This window comes from Rhodoplanes roseus, assembly GCF_003258865.1.
Taxonomy (GTDB): domain Bacteria; phylum Pseudomonadota; class Alphaproteobacteria; order Rhizobiales; family Xanthobacteraceae; genus Rhodoplanes; species Rhodoplanes roseus.
Genome location: NZ_NPEX01000042.1, coordinates 15926 through 33893, shown reverse-complemented (window position 1 = coordinate 33893; position 17968 = coordinate 15926). Strand labels below are relative to the sequence as shown.

Genomic DNA, 17968 nt, shown 5'->3' with positions numbered 1-17968 from the left:
CGAGGCGGGCGGTGCAGCCATCGCGACGATGCCGAAAGATCTCTCGGTGGCCGGGATGGTCGCCTCCGCCGATGCGGTGGTGAAATCCGTGATGCTGTCGCTGGTGCTCGCCTCGATAGCGACTTGGACGGTGGCGCTCGCCAAGGCCATCGAGCTCGCCGGCGCCAGGCGGCGGCTGCGCACCGCGCTGGCGCGCCTCGGCACGGCCGAAAGTCTCGTCGCGGCGGAAGCGGCGGCGGCGCCTTCGGCGCTGGCGCGACGCCTCGTGCGGGCGGCCGCGACCGAGCTCGCGATGTCGGCCGACACCGTCGACCGGGCCGGCATCAAGGAGCGCGTCGAGTCCCGGCTCGCCCACATCGAGGGGCAGGCCGGACGCGCGGCGACCCGCGGCACCAGCGTGCTCGCGACGGTCGGCGCCATCGCCCCCTTCGTCGGGCTGTTCGGCACCGTGTGGGGCATCATGAACAGCTTCGTCGGGATCGCCCGGCTGCATACGACGAACCTCGCCGTGGTCGCACCCGGGATCGCCGAGGCGCTGCTCGCCACCGCCTTCGGGCTCGTCGCGGCCATCCCGGCCGTCGTCCTCTACAACGCCTGCTCGCGCCTGATCGCGTCGTACCGGGCCCAATGCGGCGACGCCTCCGCCGAGGTGCAGCGGATCGTCTCGCGCGACCTCGACCGCGCCGCGGCACGCCGGTCCGAGCCGCTCCTGCGCGCCCGTGGCCTCAACGCGGCGGAGTAGCGCATGAGCGTCCGGCTCGACCACGGCGAGGACGATCTCGCCGAGATCCACGAGATCAACGTCACCCCGTTCATCGACGTGATCCTGGTGCTGCTGATCGTGTTCATGGTGGCGGCGCCGCTCGCCACGGTCGACATCTCGGTCGACCTCCCGGTCGCCAATGCGCAGCCGCAGCCGCGCCCGCCCAAGCCGCTGTTCCTCACCGTGCGGCGCGATCTGACCCTGGCGCTCGGCGAAATGCCGGTCGCTCCGGATTCGCTGGGCGGCGCCCTCGACGAGGCCTCCGGCGGCGACCGCAAGCTCCGGGTCTTTCTGAGGGCCGACAAGGCGGTGCCCTGGGGCGACCTGATGCAGGTGATGAACCGGCTGCGCAGCGCCGGCTATCTCGAGCTGGCGCTGGTCGGCCTCGAAGCGACACCCCCGTCGCCGTGACCCAGTCGCCATGACCGCGCGAGAGACCTGGACGGCACGGCACGCCCCCCTGCTCCGCTGGACCGGCTGTGCCGCCCTGGTGGTGTCGGTTCATCTCGCGGGCGCCGCCGCCCTTCTTCCGGATTCCGAGGATCTGGACCAGGACGGCGGCGTTCCGGTCGTCACGATCGAGCTCGCCGCGGTCTCGGCCGCGCCCGAAACCGCGGCGAGCGATCTCGCGCCGGGCCCGACGACCGAGCCCGAGCACGAGGCTCCGCCGGTCGAGACGCCACCGCCACCGGAGCCGACCGAGGACGCGATCAAGGATCCCGAGCCCCCACCACCGGTCGAGCCACGTGTCACGCTGCCGGCCGCGGTGGATACGCCGCCCCCGCCGCCTCCAGACGAGGCGCCCGTCGAGCCGCCGCCCGTGGCCACCGCCCCGCCGAGCGCCGCCGCCCCCGCTCCCCGCCCGGCGACCGCCGCGCCCGGCGCCGTCCCGCAGGTTCCGCCCGCGACCATGGCGCGCTGGCAGACCCGGCTTCTGGCGCAGCTCCATCGTCACAAGCGCTACCCCGCCGCCGCGCGCGGTCGCACCGGCATCGCCCGGGTCGCCTTCACGATCGACCGCGACGGCCGCGTGCTGCACCGCTCGATCGCGACGAGCTCGGGCTCGGAGGCCTTGGACGCCGAAGCGCTGGCGCTGCTCGACCGGGCCTCGCCGCTGCCCGTCCCGCCGACGGAGCTGTCGGGGACGGCCCTGTCCTTCGTAGTGCCGATCCGCTTCACGACATCTGGAACCGGCGCATCCAGCGGCGGTCGATGATGTCCTTCAGCACCCACAGCCAAGGCCCCTCCGCCTTGAAGGGGCCGCGCGAGGCGACGGCGTAGCGTTCGCCGGTGGTGATCAAGGCGAGATGGCGCTGCTGCGGATGCCAGGGCCGCAGCGGCTCGCCGCGCGCCTTCGCCCGCAGATTGGCGGCGAGCGGCGGCCCGGCTCGCACCGCGAAGACGCCGGCTTTTTCCCGCGGAGTCTCCACCAGGGCAGCGCAGTCGCCGGCCGCGAAGACGTGCGGATCGTAGACCGACTGCAGGGTGGGCGCGACCGCGACGAAGCCGCCGGCGTCGCAGGACAGCCCGCTCTGCCGCAGCCAGCGCGGCGCCGCGGCGTGGGTGGTGAGAAGGACGGCATCGGCCGGAATGCGATCCTCCGTGTCGGCGATGATCGCGTTGTCAGTCAGGGCAGCGACTCGCCAGTGCTCGTAGAGCACGATGCCGCGCTCGGCCAGGATGCGCCGGCACGCCGCGCGGACCCTGGGATTGTGTGTCGCCAGTACGGTCTCGGCGGTCACCAGGGCGAAGCCGAGCCGCAGAGGGTCGCGTCCCGCGGCCGCGGCGTCGCCGAGAAGACGCGCGCGCAGCGCCAGCACGAGCTCGACCCCGCCGGCCCCGCCGCCGACCACGACGATCTTTCGCGGACCACCCTCCTCGCGGCAGCGCGCGCGCAGGGCTTCGAGCCGCGGCAGCAGCCGGCCGACGGGCTTGACCGGGATGCCGTGCTGGGCCGCCCCGGCGATCGCGCCGAGGTCCGGACAGATGCCGACGTCGATGGAAACGAGGCCATAGGAGAGCGGCGCACCGGCGGCGAGCGCGAGGCGCAGGCCGGCCCGGTCGAGCCCGACGACGCTGTCGTGCACCAGCCGGGCGCCGGCGGCCGCCGCCAGCGGGGCGAGATCGATATGCGCCTGGTCGGGCGAATAATGCCCGGCAACGACGCCGGGCAGCATGCCCGAATAGGGCGTCGACAGATCCCGGCTCACCAGCGTGAGACGCACGCCCGGTTCCGGCCGTGCCGCGAAGGCACGGAGCACATGGACATGGGCGTGGCCGCCGCCGACCAGCACGAGGTCGAGCGGCTCTCGAGCATCGCGGCGCATGGCCGGCAGCATAGCACTCCGGCCGGCGCGCGCGATGCCTCGCGTCAGGCCGCCTCGAAGCGGATCGACTGGGCGCCTTCCCACAGCGCGAGACGTCCGAGCTCGGGCAGCTTGTCGAGGCCGGAGGTCAGCGTGATGAAGTGGTTGCCCGCCAGCTGACCGACCTTGCTGGCGAAGCGCACGCCGCCATAAGCCAGCAGGATCTCGGTCTCGCTGAGGCCGCCCGGATAAAGGATGATCTGGCCCGGCGCCGGAAAGCTCGTATGGTTCTCGTAGTCGACCCCGAAGCTGTAGTCGCCGAGCGGGATCCAGACGCCTTCGCCGCTCCAGCGGACATGCACCACCTTGCCGACATAGGGCAGGCGCTGCATGAAGGCGGCGCAGGTCTTCGGCGCAGCGGCGCGCTCGAACCGGGCGTCGAACGTGAACGGGCCGGCGGTGATCTTCAGGTCGCTCATGAGGATAGCTCGGTGTCTGGCGGGCTGCGGAATGTCGCGGAGCGGTGCCGCGCGACCCCGCTTGGTAGCGGACATGCGGACCGGATTCCAGCCCCGGGGTGCCGCCGGGCCGGATCGTCGGCCATTCCGGCCAGCGGCGGCCAGCCGCGACGGGAGGGCGTGACCGGGCCATGACGCGACGCGACGACACCTGGCGGGCGCGGTTTCCCGCCCTCGCGATGCTGCCGGAGGCCGAACGCGGGCTGCTCGCCGAGCGCACCGTTCCCATGGCGCTTCCGGCTGGCACGACCGTGTTCGAGCCGCACCAGGCGTGCGGCTCGTTCCTGTTCGTGCGGAGCGGCCAGGTCCGGGTCTACCAGCTCGACCAGGACGGCCGCGAGATCGTCCTCTACCGGCTCGGCCCGGGCAGCATCTGCATTCTCACCACCTTGGCTCTGCTGGCGGGGGACCGTTACGGCGCCTTCGCCGTGACCGAGACGCCCGTCGACGCGGCGGCCCTGCCCGGCCGCAGCTTCGACGACCTGCTCGGCCGCTCGCCGCGCTTCCGCAGCTTCGTGTTCGCGGCCCATGCGGAACGGATGGTCGATCTGATGCGGGTGATCCGGAGCGTCGCCTTCGAGTCGATCGAGTCCCGCCTCGCCGCGCGGCTGCTGACACTCGCAGCCGACACACGCGCATTGTCGATCACGCATCAGCAACTCGCGGCCGAGATCGGCAGCGCTCGCGAGGTGGTCAGCCGCCACCTGAAGAGCTTCGAGCGGCGCGGGTGGGTGTCGCTCGCGCGCAATCGCATCGAGGTCAAGAACGCGGCTTCCCTGCGCGAGGCCTCCGGCTCCTCGGGCGCGTGAGCGTCGGTGTCGCCCCCGAATTGTCGCGACGGCGCCTGTCCGGAGGACTACACTCCCTCCGTCGGACCACCCCGCGGTGGCTTCGTCGGCCGCCGTTTCGGTGATTTCGTCACAGACGAAACGCGCTTCGTCGCTTACGTCTCCGCTTCATACGTAACGACTTTTCCGAGCGAGGGACTTGATATGAACATGACCAAGAATATGGGGATGATGGATCGCCTGGTCCGCGCCGTGGTCGGCATCGGCCTGGTCTACTGGGCGCTGAAAGGCGGCGGGCCCACATGGGCCTGGATCGGCGTCGTGCCGCTGCTCACCGCCGCCATTGGTTCCTGCCCGGCCTACACGATCTTCGGCATCAACACCTGCCCGGTCGCGAAGAACTGACCGGACAAGTTCCGCGACGCGCAAGCGTCGACGCAAACAGACGAACGCCGGGCGGATCATTCTCCGCCCGGCGTTCTGCGTTTATCGGACATCACATCGCGGAGTGATCGTCGTTCACCCGCAATTGCAGCCGCAACCGCCCTCGTGATCGTGAGGACCGGGTGGCGCGAGCGTCCCGGCCGCCCAGTGCGAGACCGCCGTGGCCGGATCGCGCTCCGCCGTGATGGCGGTCTCGACGCCGTGCTCCGCAAGGCGGCGGACGAAGCCCGCACCGGCGCTGCCGGCGATCACGGCCCGCATCCCGAATAGCGGATGCGGCCCGTCGCAGCGGAACTCGTGGATCGTGAGATCGGCGGCGAGATCGAGCCTGCCCACCTCGCGCGGCGGCACGTTCGCCTCCGCCTCGTACACCAGGAACCGCACGGCCTTGCCGGCGTGGCCGGTGACGTTCAGGAAATCGTCGCTCGCGACTGCGACTCGCATCGCTTCACCTCACGCTTCGCCGATCCGGATGGTCTTGTCGTCCACGAACGCATAGGGAGGGATCGGCAGATTGAGCTCGGCCGGACCGTGCCGCACCCGGCCGGAGGCATCGTATTGCGAGCCGTGGCAGGGGCAGAACCAGCCGCCCCAGTCGCCCTGCTTGCCGAGCGGGATGCAGCCGAGATGCGTACAGCTCGCATAGACGACGAGCCACTGCGCCTTGCCGGCCTTGACGCGGTCGGCGTCGGCCTGCGGATCCATCAGATCCGAAAGTCTGGTCGCCTCCTCGGCCGCGATCTCCTGCGCGGTGCGATGGCGGATGAAGATCGGCTTGCCGCGCCAGAAGATGCTGATGATCTGGCCTTCCGCGATCGGCGCGAGATTGACCTCGATCGGCACGCCCGACGCGATGGTCGAACGGTCGGGATTCATCTGGTCGAGGAGCGGCCAAACGGCAGCCCCGACTCCAGCGGCTCCGACAGCGCCGGTGGCGAGATAGAGGAAGTCTCGACGACTGGAAGTTTTCTCGGCAATAACGGCCATTGGCAAACCTCGAAGCGAACGAGGACAATACTGGAAGTTATATAGTTACATGAATATGTTTCGTCAACCGCAACTGCCTGTTATGCACCATTCGAGCAGACGCGGCTCAGGAAGCTGATCTGGATCAACGACGCGGCCCGTCGCACGGGACCACGGTGCGCCGCGCGCCTCACCAGAGGGGGACTCCTCGTGCACGTCATGCGGCTCGTTGCGCTGCTCGGCTTCCTGCTCCTGCCTTCCGTCTCCTTTGCCGATATCATCGTCGATGCCTCCCGGGTGGCGGACGCGATGTCGCGCGGCGCCGTCGTGTGGGATGCGCGCGACGCGACCTCGTACCGTCAGGCGCATCTCCCCGGCGCGATCACGGTGGCCGAGGCCGAACGCGCGCTGCGGCTGCCGACCATTCGCGAGTTCGACGAGCTGGTGCGCGTCGAGAAGGCCTTCGGCGAGGCCGGCCTCGATCTGTCCCGCGAGATCGTCGTCTATGCGAATCGCGGCAGTCCCGTCGCCTATGCGGCGTTCGCCGCCGCGCAGTATCTCGGCGCTCGCAAGGTCGTGGTGTTCCACGACGGCATCGAGGGCTGGCACGAGTCCGGCCGCCCGATCGAGACCGGCGACGGGCGCCGCGTTCCGGCCGCCGTGCGGCTCGCACCCGATCCGCGCATGACGATCACGACCGACGAGCTTCTGGCCCGTCTGGGCAAGCCGGACGTGCAGATCGTCGACGCTCGGACGCCGGCCGAGTATGCGGGTCGCGACGTGCGCGCCCCCCGCGGCGGGCATGTGCCCGGGGCCGTCAACATTCCCTACGAGTCGAACTGGACCGATCCCGAGACCAATCTCAAGCTCGCCCGCCGGCTCGTGAACGACACGCGCGGCATGGCGCTGAAGTCGCTGGCGGAGCTCCGCCCGCTCTATGCGGGGCTCGATCCGGGCAAGGAGACGATCGTCTATTGCCAGACCGGCGGCCGCGCCTCCGAGACGTTCGGGGTCCTGAAGGAGCTCGGCTTCACCAAGGTGCGCTTGTACAAGCCGTCCTGGGCCGGGTGGGCCTCGCGCCCCGACACGCCGGTCGAGACCGGACCGGGTCGCCCCGCGCGGCCCTGAGGGTCCGCATCCCGCGCCAGCCTCTCCCGGAGGACCGAGTCGAGACACCGTGTCTTTCCGGGCGCGACTCCCCTAAACTCCGGGCCCCGCCGCCCGGAGACATCATGGATCACCCCAGCAGCCCGTCGCCGCCACGCGACCGGCCGGCCGTCATGGCGGCGCTCGCCGCCATGTTCGTCGGCATCGGCCTCGCCCGCTTCGCCTACACGCCGCTGCTCCCGGCCGTCATCGCCGCGGGCTGGTTCGGCCCGGACGAAGCGGCCTATCTGGGTGCGGCGAATCTCGGCGGCTACCTGCTCGGGGCGATCGGCGGTCGCCGCCTGGCGCCACGCGCGTCCCGCACCGCCCCGATCCTGATGTTGATCACGGCGCTCACGTTCGTCGCCTGCGCCGTGCCCCTGCCCTTCGCCTGGTTCGTCGGCTGGCGATTCGTCTCGGGCCTCACCGGCGGCGCCCTGATGGTGATCGCCGCACCCGCGGCTCTGCGGGTCGTGCCGGCGGCGCGGCGCGGGCTCGCCGGCGGCGTGATCTTCGCCGGTGTCGGGCTCGGCATCGCGATCTCGGGGCTGATGGTGCCGCAGCTGCTCCGCTTCGGCGTCGGCACAGCCTGGGCGGCGATCGGGATTTTGGGCGCCGCCGTCACGGTCGCGACGTGGCGCGGCTGGCCGGACGACGTGCCGCCGTCGCGCGAGCACGTCGCGGCGGCCTCGGGCCGACCGTGGCCGCCCGCGGCTACGATCCTGCTGGTCGTCTACGGCGTGATCGCCGCCGGCCTGGTGCCCCACATGGTGTTCCTGGTCGACTTCATCGCCCGTGGACTCGGGGCCGGTATCGCCGCGGGATCCACGTGGTGGGCCGTGTTCGGGGTGAGCGCGACGGTCGGGCCGGCGATCTTCGGGCTGCTGGCCGACCGCGTCGGCTTCGGCAATGCGCTCGCCTTCGCGCTGACATTGCAGATCGCCGCGATCGGCGTGCTGCTGGTCTCGACCGGACCGCTCGCGCTCGCCGTCACCAGCATCGTGGTCGGCGCCTATGTGCCGGGCTCGGCGCCCCTGGTGCTGGGCCGCCTGCGCGAGCTGTTCCACGATCCAGTACGCCAGCAGATCGCCTGGAGCCGGGGAACCATCGTCTTCTCGCTCGGCCAGGCGGCCGGCGCCTGGCTTCTCTCGATCGTCTTCGCCCGCACCGGCGATCACCTGGTCCTGTTCGGCTTCGGAACCGCGGCCTTCGTGACCGCCCTCGCGCTGGACCGTGTCGGTGCGCTCCTCGACGCACGGTCGCGCCGGCGGAACGCCGGCTGACCGGCCAAGCGTGGCGTCAGGTCTTCGGCGCGATCTGCCCGTAGGCCTCGACCGCGTGCGACGCGTACATGACGCTCGGGCCGGCGCCCATGTAGACGGCCATGCCGAGTGTCTCCATCAGCTCGTCCTTGGTGGCGCCCTGCTCGATCGCCGCCTTGACGTGGAAGGCGATGCAGTCGTCGCAGCGGATGGCCACACCGATGGCCAGCGCGATCAGCTCCTTGGTCTTGGTGTCGAGCGCCTTGGGAGCGAGCGCCGCCTGCGCCATCGCCGAGAAGCCCTTCATCACGTCGGGCGCCCCGCCGCGCAGATCCTTCAGGCTGACGCCCAGCTCCTTCATCAGTTCGGGCCAGTTGGTCTTCACGGTTCGTCTCCTGGTTCTTCTGGTTCGGTTCGTCGGGGGCTCAGTCGAAGGCGCAGCCCGGCCGGATGCCCACTTTGCGCAGGACGATAGCGGCCGGGCAGAATCCCGAGAAGGCCGCCTGCAGCATGTTGGCCCCGACAAAAGCGGTGAGCAGCAGCCACCACGGGCTGACGAAGGCCGCGAGCGCGGCGCTGACGAGGACCATGGCTCCGGCGAAGGCCAGAACGGCGCGATCGATGGTCATCCGGTGAACTCCTGATCTCGGTTGCGCGACGCCGACCGCAATCGGCTGTTGCCTACATATCGTCTTTTGCATATATTCGCAACTATGAAACAACAGGCCATCGACCCCCTGTTCGCGGCGACCGAAGCGTGCACGCTCCTGCGGGCGCTGGCGAGCCCGCACCGCCTGATGATGGTGTGCGCCTTGCTGGAGCGCGAACGCTCCGTCGGCGAGCTCGCCGAGGCGCTCGGCATGCGCATCCCGAACGCCTCGCAGCACCTCACGCTCTTGCGCAAGGACGGGCTGGTGACGGCCCGCCGCGACGGCCAGACCGTGTGGTACGCGATCGCGAGCCCGGAGGCTCGCGATCTCCTCACCGCGCTCCATCGGGTCTACTGCACGCCAGTACCCGTCTGCCCGGCGCCGCCGAAGAAGCGCCAGGCGCGTTCTCCCGAAAGAAGGTCGCCCCGATGACAACGACCGGTCCCGCACGGCCCGCCCATCCGCCCATCCTTCGGAAGCGAAAGCGAACCGGTCGGACCACCGTGCTGTCGCGTCTCGGCGACAAGGAGAAGGCCGTGGTGCGTGCCTTCGTGCTTGCGCTCCTGCTCGCTTCGCCCGCTCTGCCGGCCCGCGCCGACGGATTCACGGTCGCTCCGATCGAGGTGCGCGACGAGAAGGCCGTGTTCGCGACCGTCGAGAGCGCCAACGTGGTGCCGGCCCGCGCCCGCATCGGCGGCACCGTGGTGCGGCTCGCGGTGAAGTACGGCGACGAGGTGAAGCAGGGCCAAGCGATCGCGACGGTCGGGGACGACAAGCTGATGCTGCAGACACGCTCGCTCGACGCTCAGATCGCCGGCCTGCAGGCCCAGCTGGCACAAGCGACCATCGACCTCGAACGCACCCAGAGCCTGTTCGACAAGGGCACGGTGGCGCGCTCGCGCCTCGACGAGGTGCGCACCGCTTTCAACGTCGCCGACAACAGCCTCAAGTCGCGCCGGGCCGAACGCTCGGTGGTCGAGCAGCAGCTCGCCGAAGGCACCGTGCTGGCGCCGACCGCCGGCCGCGTCCTCAAGGTGCCGGTGCTGCCCGGCACCGTGATCCTGGCGGGCGAGACCGTGGCCCAGATCGCCGAGGCGAACTTCGTGCTGCGGCTGCGGGTGCCGGAGCGCCATGCGCGATTTCTGAAGGTCGGCGATCCGGTGCGGATCGACGGCGAGAGCCTCGGCCGCACCGAGGCCATGTTCGGCAAGGTGCGGCTGATCTATCCGCAGATCGAGGACGGCCGGGTCGTCGCCGACGCCTCGGTGGAGGGCCTCGGCGACTACTTCGTCGGCGAGCGCATCCGCGTGTGGGTCTCGGCCGGCGAGCGGAGCGCCGTGACGGTGCCGGCCCGCTTCGTCACGACGCGGTTCGGCATCGACTATGTCCGGCTCGCCCGCGACGGCGGCACGATCGACGTCCCGGTCCAGCGCGGCCGCACCATCCAGGTGCCGGCGCGGCCGGACGCGGTCGAAATTCTATCCGGGCTGCTGCCCGGCGACCGCCTGGTGTCGCCGTGAGCGATGCGGTGAAGCTCGGCCTCTCGGGAGGCCTCACGCGCGCCAGCATCCGCTCGCCGCTGACGCCCCTCTTCCTCCTCGCCGCGCTGGTCGCGGGCCTGATCGCCCTCGTCACGATCCCGCGCGAGGAAGAGCCCCAGATCAGCGTGCCGATGGTCGATATCCGCATCAATGCCGACGGCCTGAAGGCACCGGACGCGGTGGAGTTGGTGACCAAGCCGTTGGAGACGATCGTCAAGAGCATCGACGGCGTCGAGCACGTCTACAGCCAGACCCAGGACGACCGGGTGATGGTGACGGCACGCTTTCTGGTGGGCACCAAGGCCGAGGACGCCATCCTGCGCGTCCACGAGAAGATCCGCGCCAATTTCGATCGCATCCCGGCCGGCATCCAAGAGCCGCTGATCGTCGGCCGGGGCATCAACGACGTCGCCATCCTGGTGCTGACGCTGGCGCCGAAGCCCGCAGCCGCCGACCGTTGGACCGACAAGGATCTCTACGAGCTCGCCGACAAGCTGCGGGCCGAGCTGGTGAAGGTCGACGATGTCGGTCTCACCTACATGGCCGGCGGAAATCCGCAGCAGATCCGGGTCGAGCCCGATCCGGAGAAGCTCGCGCTCTACGGCGTGACGCTGTCGCAGCTCGTCGGCAAGGTGAAGAACGCCAACCGCTCCTTCCTGGCCGGCAGCGTGCGCGACGGCGGCGTGGTCCGAACCGTCGCGGCGGGGCAGACGCTGACCGGGGTGCCGGACATCGGCCTGCTGCTGGTGACGACGCGCGACAACCGGCCCGTCTATGTGCGGGACCTCGCCTCGGTGGTGATCGGGCCGAGCCCACGCGAGTCGCGGGTGTGGATGGACACCCCGGACACGGACCGCAAGGATTGGCACCGGACCCCCGCCGTCAGCGTCGCCTTCGCCAAGCGGGCCGGCGCCAACGCCGTGACGGTCTCGGCCGCGCTCCTGGCCCGACTGGAGGGCGCCCGCGGAACGCTGATCCCGGACGACGTCACCGTGACGGTGACGCGCGACTACGGCGACACGGCGAGCCAGAAGGCCGACGAGCTGTTCTTCCATCTCGGCCTCGCCACCGTATCGATCGTCGTGCTGATCGCAATCGCGATCGGCTGGCGCGAGGCGCTGGTGACGCTGATCGTCATCCCGACCACCATCCTGCTCACGCTCCTCGCCGCCAAGGTGATGGGCTACACCATCAACCGGGTCAGCCTGTTCGCGCTGATCTTCGCGATCGGCATCCTGGTCGACGACGCCATCGTGATGGTGGAGAACATCGCCCGGCACTGGGGCATGGCCGACGAGCGCGACCGCGAACGTGCCGCCGTCGAGGCGGTGGCCGAGGTCGGCAACCCGACCGTGATCGCGACGCTGACCGTGATCGCGGCGCTGCTGCCGATGCTGTTCGTGTCGGGCATGATGGGCCCCTACATGGCGCCGATCCCGATCAACGCCTCGGCCGCGATGTTGTTCTCGTTCTTCGTCGCCGTCGTGGTGGCGCCGTGGCTGATGCTGAAGCTGGCGCCGCGTAGCGGCGCGCCGCTGCATGCGCACGGCCACGACGGCGGGCGGCTCGGCCGGATCTATCGCCGCTTCGCGAGGCCGGTCGTGAAGAACCGCCGCAACGCCTGGATCTTCCTCGCCAGCGTCGGCCTCGCCACCGTCGCGGTGTGCGGGCTGTTCGCGACCCGCGGCGTCACCGTGAAGCTCCTCCCCTTCGACGACAAGTCCGAGCTCGCCGTGCAGCTCGACCTGATCGAGGGGGCGAGCCTGGAGGACACCGAGCGCACCCTGTTCGAGATCGCCGCCGTCGCCCGCACCATCCCGGAGGTGCAGGATCTGCAGGCCTATGCCGGCACCCCCGCCCCGTTCAACTTCAACGGCCTCGTCCGCCACTCCTACATCCGCGAGTCGCCCGAGCTCGGCGAGGTCCAGATCAATCTCGCGCCGCGCCACGACCGCAAGCGGCCGAGCCATGCCATCGCACTGGACCTGCGCGAGAAGCTGAAGGCGGTAATGCTGCCTAAGGGCGCCGTCATGAAGGTCAACGAAGTGCCGCCCGGCCCGCCCGTGCTGGCGACCCTGCTGGCCGAGATCTACGGGCCGGATTCCGCCACCCGCCGCGCCGTGGCGCAGGAGATGAAGCGCCTGTTCGCGCAGGTGCCCTACGTGGTCGACATCGACGATTCGATCGGCGCGCCGCGGCCGCGGCTGCGCATCGCCCTCGACCAGGACCGGCTGGAGTTCTTCGGCGTCGAGCAGGGCGACGTCTACGACGCCCTGCAGGCGCTGCTCGGCGGCACCACGGTCGGCTACTCGCATCGCGGCGAGGACCGCAACCCGATCGAGATCGCGGTGCGGCTGCCGAAGACGCGGCTCGCCTGGTCCGAGGCGTTGGCCTCCACTCCGATCCCGGCCAACGCGGTGCCCGGCAACAAGGCGTGGGTCGAGCTCGGCGACGTGGTGCGGGTCACCGAAGAGGCCGGCTCGCCGCTGGTGTTCCGCCGCGACGGCCGCTTCGCCGACATGGTCCAGGCGGAGCTGGCCGGCGCCTTCGAGGCCCCCATCTACGGCATGCTCGACGTGGGCAAGCGCATCGACGCGCACGACTGGGCGGGCCTGCCGAAGCCGGTCGTGCTTCTGCACGGCCAGCCGGCCGACGAGAGCCGACCGTCGCTGCTGTGGGACGGCGAGTGGGAGATCACCTATGTCACGTTCCGCGACATGGGGGCGGCCTTCGGCGCCGCGCTGGTCGGCATCTACATCCTCGTGGTGGTCCAGTTCGGCAGCTTCCGGCTGCCGCTGGTGATCCTGACGCCGATCCCCCTCACCTTGATCGGCATCGTGCTGGGCCACTGGCTCCTCGGCGCCGCCTTCACGGCGACCTCGATGATCGGCTTCATCGCGCTGGCCGGCATCATCGTGCGCAACTCCATCCTGCTGGTGGATTTCATCCGGCACGGCGGCGGACGTGGTAAGACGTTGCGGGAGGTGCTGCTCGAAGCCGGCGCCGTGCGGTTCAAGCCGATCCTGCTCACCGCGCTCGCCGCCATGATCGGCGCCGCCACCATTCTGCTCGATCCGATCTTCCAGGGGCTCGCGATCTCGCTCCTGTTCGGCCTCGCCTCCTCCACGCTGCTCACCGTCCTGGTGATCCCCGCCATCTACGTCGTCCTGCGCGATGCCGACCATGTGGTCGGCCCCGCGTCCTGACCCGGAGACCGACCATGCGCCGTCTCGTCCTCGCCCTCGCGGTGCTCGCAGCCGTGGCCCTCGTCGCCGGCGGCGCGGTTCTGTGGTTGCGCAACAGCCCGGTGGCAGTGGCGGTGCTGCAGCCGGAGACCGATCTGCCAATCAGGGTGTTCGGGCTCGGCACCGTGGAGGCGCGGGTGCTCAGCAAGACCGGCTTCAAGGTCGCCGGCACGCTCGACGCCCTGCAGGCCGACCACGGCGACCTCGTCAAGGTCGGCCAGACGCTCGCGACCATCGACTCGGCCGAGCAGCAGGCGCGCGTCGCCAAGGCACGGGCCCAGGTGGCGAGCGCCGAGGCCGCGCTGCAGGTGGCCGAAGCCGCCGCCCGCAAGGCCGAGGCGACGCACCGCCAGCGCATGCAGACCAACCGGCGGCGACAATCGCTGCTGGAGCGCCAGTCGGTGTCGCAGGAAGCGGCCGAGGAATCCCAGGCGAACGAGGCGATCGCCGGCGCCGACATCCTGGTGACCCAGAGCGAGATCGCCGCCGCGCGGGCCAAGCTCGACGACGCCCGCGCCCAGCTCGCCCAGGACCTCGCAGTGCTGGGCCAGCACGAGCTGAAGGCGCCGTTCGACGCCCTCGTGGTCTCGCGCGCCAAGGAGCTGGGCGCCGTGGTCGGCGCCGGCGAGACGTTGTTCACCCTCGTCGCGCCGGAGACGGTGTGGATCCTGGCCTATGTGGACGAGGCCCGCGCCGGCGCCATCGCGGTCGGCCAGCCGGCCGAGATCCGGCTTCGCTCCCTGCCCCAGACGACGTTCAACGGCACGGTCGCGCGCGTCGGCCTCGAAAGCGACCGGGTGAACGAGGAACGCCGCGTCTATGTCGCCTGCACGGATTGCCCGGCCGACTTCCATCTCGGCGAGCAGGCCGAGGTCTTCGTCACCAAGGCGCGGCTGCCGCGGGCCTTGATGATCCCCGAGAAGACGATCGAGCGTTTCGACGGCCAGACCGGCCTCGTCTGGGTGGTGCGCGACGGGCGCCTCGCCCGCGTGCAGGTTCGATTCGGCTATCGCAACAACGACGGCCGGGTGGAGCTTCACGACGGCTTGCCGGCCGGCGCCGCCGTGCCGGCCGTGGTCGGCGCCGGTTTCCGCGAAGGGCGCGCCGCGGTCGTGAACGGAGCCCGGGGATGAATCTCGCGCTCCGCGACATCAGGCACAATATCGGCCGCTTCCTGCTCACTTGCGTGGGCCTCAGCCTGCTCCTCACCATCGTCCTCTCGATGCTCGGCATCTATCGTGGGCTGATCGCCGAGTCGCTGACGATGGCACGGGCGCCCGGCGTCGATCTCTGGATCGTCGAGACCAACACGCGAGGACCGTTCGCCGAAGCCTCGCGGCTGCCCGGCGACACCCGCGAGGCGGTCGCCCGTGTCGCCGGCGTCACCGAGGCCGGCTCCCTTACGTTCCAGTCGGTCGAGACCGAGACGGCGGCCGGCAAGCTGCGGCTCTACGTGGTGGGCTCCGAGCCCGGCCGCCCCGGCGGCCCGACGCGGCTCGTCGACGGACGGCCGATCTCCCAGAGCCGCTACGAGGTGGTGGTGGACCGATCGACCGGTCTCGGGGTCGGCGACCGGCTGCGGCTCGGGCGGCGCGAGTTCCAGGTGGTCGGCGTCACGGCCGGCCAGGTTTCATCCGGCGGCGACCCGGTCGTGTTCATCACGCTGCGGGACTCCCAGAAGCTGCAGTTCGACCTCGCCCCGCCGGCGGCGCGCCGCGAGCTCGCCCGCGGCGGCGGCGAGGCGACCAGCGACATCGTCAACGCCATCGTGGCGCGGGTGAACCGGGACGTGCCGGTCGCCGGCGTCGCCGACGGCGTGCGGCGCTGGAAGCACCTCGCGGTTCTCACCCAGGAGGAGCAGGAGACGGTGCTGAGCCGCTCGGTGATCGAGCGGGCGCGGCGGCAGATCGGCCTGTTCACCACGCTGCTGCTGATCGTCTCCACCGTGATCATCGCGCTGATCATCTACACGCTGACCATCGACAAGACCAAGGAGATCGCCACGCTGAAGCTGATCGGCGCGCCGGACCGGACCATCGTCGGCCTGATCATGCAGCAGGCGCTGGCGATGGGCGCGATCGGTTTCACCTTCGGCGTGGCCTTCATCCTGGCGATGAAGGACGGCTTTCCGCGACGCGTGGTGGTCGAGGCTCCGGATGTCGCGGCGCTCGGCGCCGTCGTGGTGGTCGTCTGCCTCGTCGCCAGCACGCTCGGCGTCCGGCTCGCCCTGAAGGTCGATCCGGCGACGGCGCTGGCCGGGTGAGGACAGCACCATGACGGACACGACCGCTCCCCTGATCAGCTTCTCCGACGTGAAGAAGCACTACGGCGAGGGTTCGGCACGGGTCGACGCGCTGCGCGGCGTCTCGTTCGACGTGACGGCCGGCGAAGTGGTGGGCCTGCGCGGCCCGAGCGGCTCCGGCAAGACCACGGTGCTCAACATCGTGGGCTGCATCCTGGCGCCCTCGCAGGGCGAGCTGCGGCTCGCTGGCGAGCCGGTGTTCGCGGGCGGCCGCTGGCTGCGCGACGATCTGCGCCGCCTGCGGCTGGAGGCGATCGGCTTCATCTTCCAGTTCCACAATCTCCTGCCGTTCCTCACCTCGACCGACAATGTCGCGCTGGTGCTGCAGCTCGCCGGGCAGTCCCGCGGCGCCGCCCGCCGGCGCGCGCAGGAGCTGCTGGACTATCTCGATGTCGGCCACCGGCGGGACGCGTTCCCATCGCAGCTTTCCGGCGGCGAGGCGCAGCGCGTCGCCATCGCGCGGGCGCTCGCCAACCGGCCGCGCATCATCCTGGCGGACGAGCCGACGGCGGCGCTCGATTCGCAGCGCGCCCAGGTGGTGATGGATCTGCTGCGCCGGGTCGCCATCGACCAGCACGCCGCGATCGTGGTCGTCACCCACGACGACAAGATCGCCGACCGCTTCGACCGCGTGCTGGAGCTGCGCGACGGGCTGCTGGTCTAGCCGGCGTCGGCGCGATCGATGGCGTGGAAGAACGTGCCGGTGACAGCGCCGCGGCGCGCCCCGCTCTCCGGCACCGGTGCGCCGGTCGCATCGAGGCAGTCGGCCAGCAGCTCGTCCGGACAGGCGAGCGTCGTCGCGTAGTGGAACTCGTGGCCGAACAGCGTGCTGCGGGCGGGGCCGAGCACGCTGTCGCACTTCAGCGTCGCACGCCGGTAGCCGAGATGCAGCTTCCGCGACGCGAACGACGTCTCGAGTCCCAGCAGTCCGAGCATGGCGTGGCGCGCGCCGTCGGCAGAGATCAAGCCCTGCCCCAGCACCATGAAGCCCCCGCACTCGCCGTGAATTTTCGTACCGGCGCGCGCGGCCGCGCGCAGTCCGGCCGCAAAGGTCTCGGCGGCGGCGAGCCGCCCGGCGTGCAGCTCGGGATAGCCGCCCGGCAGCCAGATCGCGTCGGCGTCCCGATCAGGCGCCTCGTCGGCGAGCGGCGAGAACGGCACGATCTCGGCGCCGGCGTTTCGCCAGGCGCGGAGCAGATGCGGATACATGAACGAGAACGCCGCGTCGCGGGCGAGCGCGATCCGCCGGCCGGGCGGCGGCAGCCCGACATCCACTGCGCCGCCCTCCAGGCCGCACGGCCGCGCCGCCGCGGTGATCCTGTCGAGGTCGAGGCGGGCCGAGACGGCGTCGGCGATCTGGTCGAGATGGGTGTCCAGGTCGGTGCGCTCGACCGCCTGCACCAGGCCGAGATGACGCTCGGGTAGTGCCAGCCGGTCGTCGCGCATCACCGCGCCGAGCACCGGGATGCCGAGTGTCTCGATCGGCGGCGCGACCAGCGCGAGGTGGCGGTCGCTGGCGACGCGATTGAGGATCACGCCAGCGACCCTCATGTCGTCGCGATAGCGCGCGCAGCCGAGCGCCACGGCCGCCGCCGTCTCGGTCTGGCCGGCGACGTCGAGGAGCAGCAGCACGGGCCAGCCGGTGAGCGCCGCGATGTCGGCGGTCGCGCCACGACCCGCCTGCCCGGGCTGAGCGACGCCGTCGAACAGGCCCATCACGCCCTCGGCCACGGCGAGGTCGGCGCCCTGCCCGGCTCCCGTGACCAGCCCGCGCAAGACGTCCGGCCGCATCGCCCAGGTGTCGAGGTTGAAACTGTCGCGACCGGCCGCCGCGCCATGCCACGCCGGATCGATGTAATCGGGACCGCACTTGAACGGCTGCACGGCAAGTCCGCGGCGCCGCAGCGCCCGCAGCAGGCCGAGCGTGATCGTGGTCTTGCCCGAGCCCGATCGCGGCGCAGCGATCACCAGACCGGGCGTCCCGGTCAGTTGTTCGGATGAGGGGGGTGACGTCATTCCGGGGCGCACCGCAGGTGC

Annotated in this window: 20 protein-coding genes; 13 read left to right on the top strand and 7 right to left on the bottom strand. The window is 70.9% G+C overall.

The window, feature by feature from the left end; genetic code table 11:
• From exbB to CH341_RS08820, 3 genes are all read left to right on the top strand, one after another.
• On the top strand, positions 1 to 742 hold a 742-nt coding region (gene exbB / locus CH341_RS08830), incomplete at its 5' end, for a tonB-system energizer ExbB (RefSeq protein WP_111418672.1).
• A gap of 3 nt (positions 743 to 745) precedes the next feature.
• Entirely contained in the window at positions 746 to 1174 is a 429-nt protein-coding gene (exbD, locus tag CH341_RS08825; RefSeq protein WP_111418666.1) for a TonB system transport protein ExbD, read from the top strand.
• Between the two features lie 10 nt (positions 1175 to 1184).
• Positions 1185 to 1979, top strand: a complete 795-nt coding sequence (locus CH341_RS08820) for an energy transducer TonB family protein (protein ID WP_111418665.1) — start codon at positions 1185 to 1187, stop codon at positions 1977 to 1979.
• Here CH341_RS08820 and CH341_RS08815 read toward each other — a convergent pair.
• Complete coding sequence (locus CH341_RS08815; protein WP_170149541.1) at positions 1939 to 3090, bottom strand: FAD-dependent oxidoreductase; 1152 nt, start codon at positions 3088 to 3090, stop codon at positions 1939 to 1941. The genes CH341_RS08820 and CH341_RS08815 overlap by 41 nt on opposite strands.
• Positions 3091 to 3134: 44 nt before the next feature.
• Positions 3135 to 3548, bottom strand: a complete 414-nt coding sequence (locus CH341_RS08810) for a DUF3830 family protein (RefSeq protein WP_111418663.1) — start codon at positions 3546 to 3548, stop codon at positions 3135 to 3137.
• Positions 3549 to 3718: 170 nt separating this feature from the next.
• Between CH341_RS08810 and CH341_RS08805 the strand changes: the two genes are divergently transcribed.
• Positions 3719 to 4396, top strand: a complete 678-nt coding sequence (locus tag CH341_RS08805; protein WP_111418662.1) for a Crp/Fnr family transcriptional regulator — start codon at positions 3719 to 3721, stop codon at positions 4394 to 4396.
• A 189-nt stretch (positions 4397 to 4585) separates the two neighbouring features.
• Positions 4586 to 4780 carry a YgaP family membrane protein gene (locus CH341_RS08800; RefSeq protein ID WP_111418671.1) on the top strand — a complete coding sequence of 65 codons (195 nt, stop codon included), beginning with the start codon at positions 4586 to 4588 and terminating at the stop codon, positions 4778 to 4780.
• Between the two features lie 114 nt (positions 4781 to 4894).
• Here the strand turns inward: CH341_RS08800 and CH341_RS08795 are convergent, their stop codons facing one another.
• Both CH341_RS08795 and petA read right to left on the bottom strand, forming a co-directional pair.
• Entirely contained in the window at positions 4895 to 5263 is a 369-nt protein-coding gene (locus CH341_RS08795; protein WP_111418661.1) for a NifB/NifX family molybdenum-iron cluster-binding protein, read from the bottom strand.
• A gap of 9 nt (positions 5264 to 5272) precedes the next feature.
• The gene (petA, locus tag CH341_RS08790) at positions 5273 to 5806 is read right to left on the bottom strand and encodes a ubiquinol-cytochrome c reductase iron-sulfur subunit (RefSeq protein WP_111418660.1); all 534 of its coding nucleotides are present in this window, start codon (positions 5804 to 5806) and stop codon (positions 5273 to 5275) included.
• A 198-nt stretch (positions 5807 to 6004) separates the two neighbouring features.
• On the opposite strand from petA, the gene CH341_RS08785 reads away from it, so the two are divergent.
• Entirely contained in the window at positions 6005 to 6913 is a 909-nt protein-coding gene (locus CH341_RS08785) for a sulfurtransferase (protein WP_111418659.1), read from the top strand.
• A gap of 104 nt (positions 6914 to 7017) precedes the next feature.
• The gene (locus CH341_RS08780) at positions 7018 to 8214 is read left to right on the top strand and encodes a YbfB/YjiJ family MFS transporter (RefSeq protein ID WP_111418658.1); all 1197 of its coding nucleotides are present in this window, start codon (positions 7018 to 7020) and stop codon (positions 8212 to 8214) included.
• Between the two features lie 16 nt (positions 8215 to 8230).
• Here CH341_RS08780 and CH341_RS08775 read toward each other — a convergent pair whose 3' ends face one another.
• Both CH341_RS08775 and CH341_RS08770 read right to left on the bottom strand, forming a co-directional pair.
• The gene (locus tag CH341_RS08775; RefSeq protein WP_111418657.1) at positions 8231 to 8578 is read right to left on the bottom strand and encodes a carboxymuconolactone decarboxylase family protein; all 348 of its coding nucleotides are present in this window, start codon (positions 8576 to 8578) and stop codon (positions 8231 to 8233) included.
• Positions 8579 to 8618: 40 nt separating this feature from the next.
• Positions 8619 to 8822, bottom strand: a complete 204-nt coding sequence (locus CH341_RS08770) for a YgaP family membrane protein (protein ID WP_111418656.1) — start codon at positions 8820 to 8822, stop codon at positions 8619 to 8621.
• Positions 8823 to 8906: 84 nt separating this feature from the next.
• Between CH341_RS08770 and CH341_RS08765 the strand changes: the two genes are divergently transcribed.
• From CH341_RS08765 to CH341_RS08740, 6 genes are all read left to right on the top strand, one after another.
• A complete protein-coding gene (locus CH341_RS08765) occupies positions 8907 to 9275 on the top strand; it encodes an ArsR/SmtB family transcription factor (RefSeq protein ID WP_111418655.1) in 369 nt (122 codons plus the stop codon).
• Positions 9276 to 9346: 71 nt separating this feature from the next.
• Positions 9347 to 10363 (top strand): efflux RND transporter periplasmic adaptor subunit, encoded by a 1017-nt coding sequence (locus CH341_RS08760; RefSeq protein ID WP_425376159.1) that lies wholly within the window; start codon positions 9347 to 9349, stop codon positions 10361 to 10363.
• Between the two features lie 8 nt (positions 10364 to 10371).
• Positions 10372 to 13590 carry an efflux RND transporter permease subunit gene (locus CH341_RS08755; protein ID WP_111418670.1) on the top strand — a complete coding sequence of 1073 codons (3219 nt, stop codon included), beginning with the start codon at positions 10372 to 10374 and terminating at the stop codon, positions 13588 to 13590.
• A 14-nt stretch (positions 13591 to 13604) separates the two neighbouring features.
• Positions 13605 to 14762 (top strand): efflux RND transporter periplasmic adaptor subunit, encoded by a 1158-nt coding sequence (locus tag CH341_RS08750; protein ID WP_111418653.1) that lies wholly within the window; start codon positions 13605 to 13607, stop codon positions 14760 to 14762.
• A complete protein-coding gene (locus CH341_RS08745; protein WP_111418652.1) occupies positions 14759 to 15892 on the top strand; it encodes an ABC transporter permease in 1134 nt (377 codons plus the stop codon). Before CH341_RS08750 ends, CH341_RS08745 begins: the two co-directional genes overlap by 4 nt.
• 10 nt (positions 15893 to 15902) lie before the next feature.
• The gene (locus CH341_RS08740) at positions 15903 to 16595 is read left to right on the top strand and encodes an ABC transporter ATP-binding protein (RefSeq protein ID WP_111418651.1); all 693 of its coding nucleotides are present in this window, start codon (positions 15903 to 15905) and stop codon (positions 16593 to 16595) included.
• Here the strand turns inward: CH341_RS08740 and CH341_RS08735 are convergent.
• Positions 16592 to 17947, bottom strand: a complete 1356-nt coding sequence (locus tag CH341_RS08735; RefSeq protein ID WP_111418650.1) for a cobyrinic acid a,c-diamide synthase CobB — start codon at positions 17945 to 17947, stop codon at positions 16592 to 16594. The genes CH341_RS08740 and CH341_RS08735 overlap by 4 nt on opposite strands.
• Between the last annotated feature and the right edge of the window lie 21 nt (positions 17948 to 17968).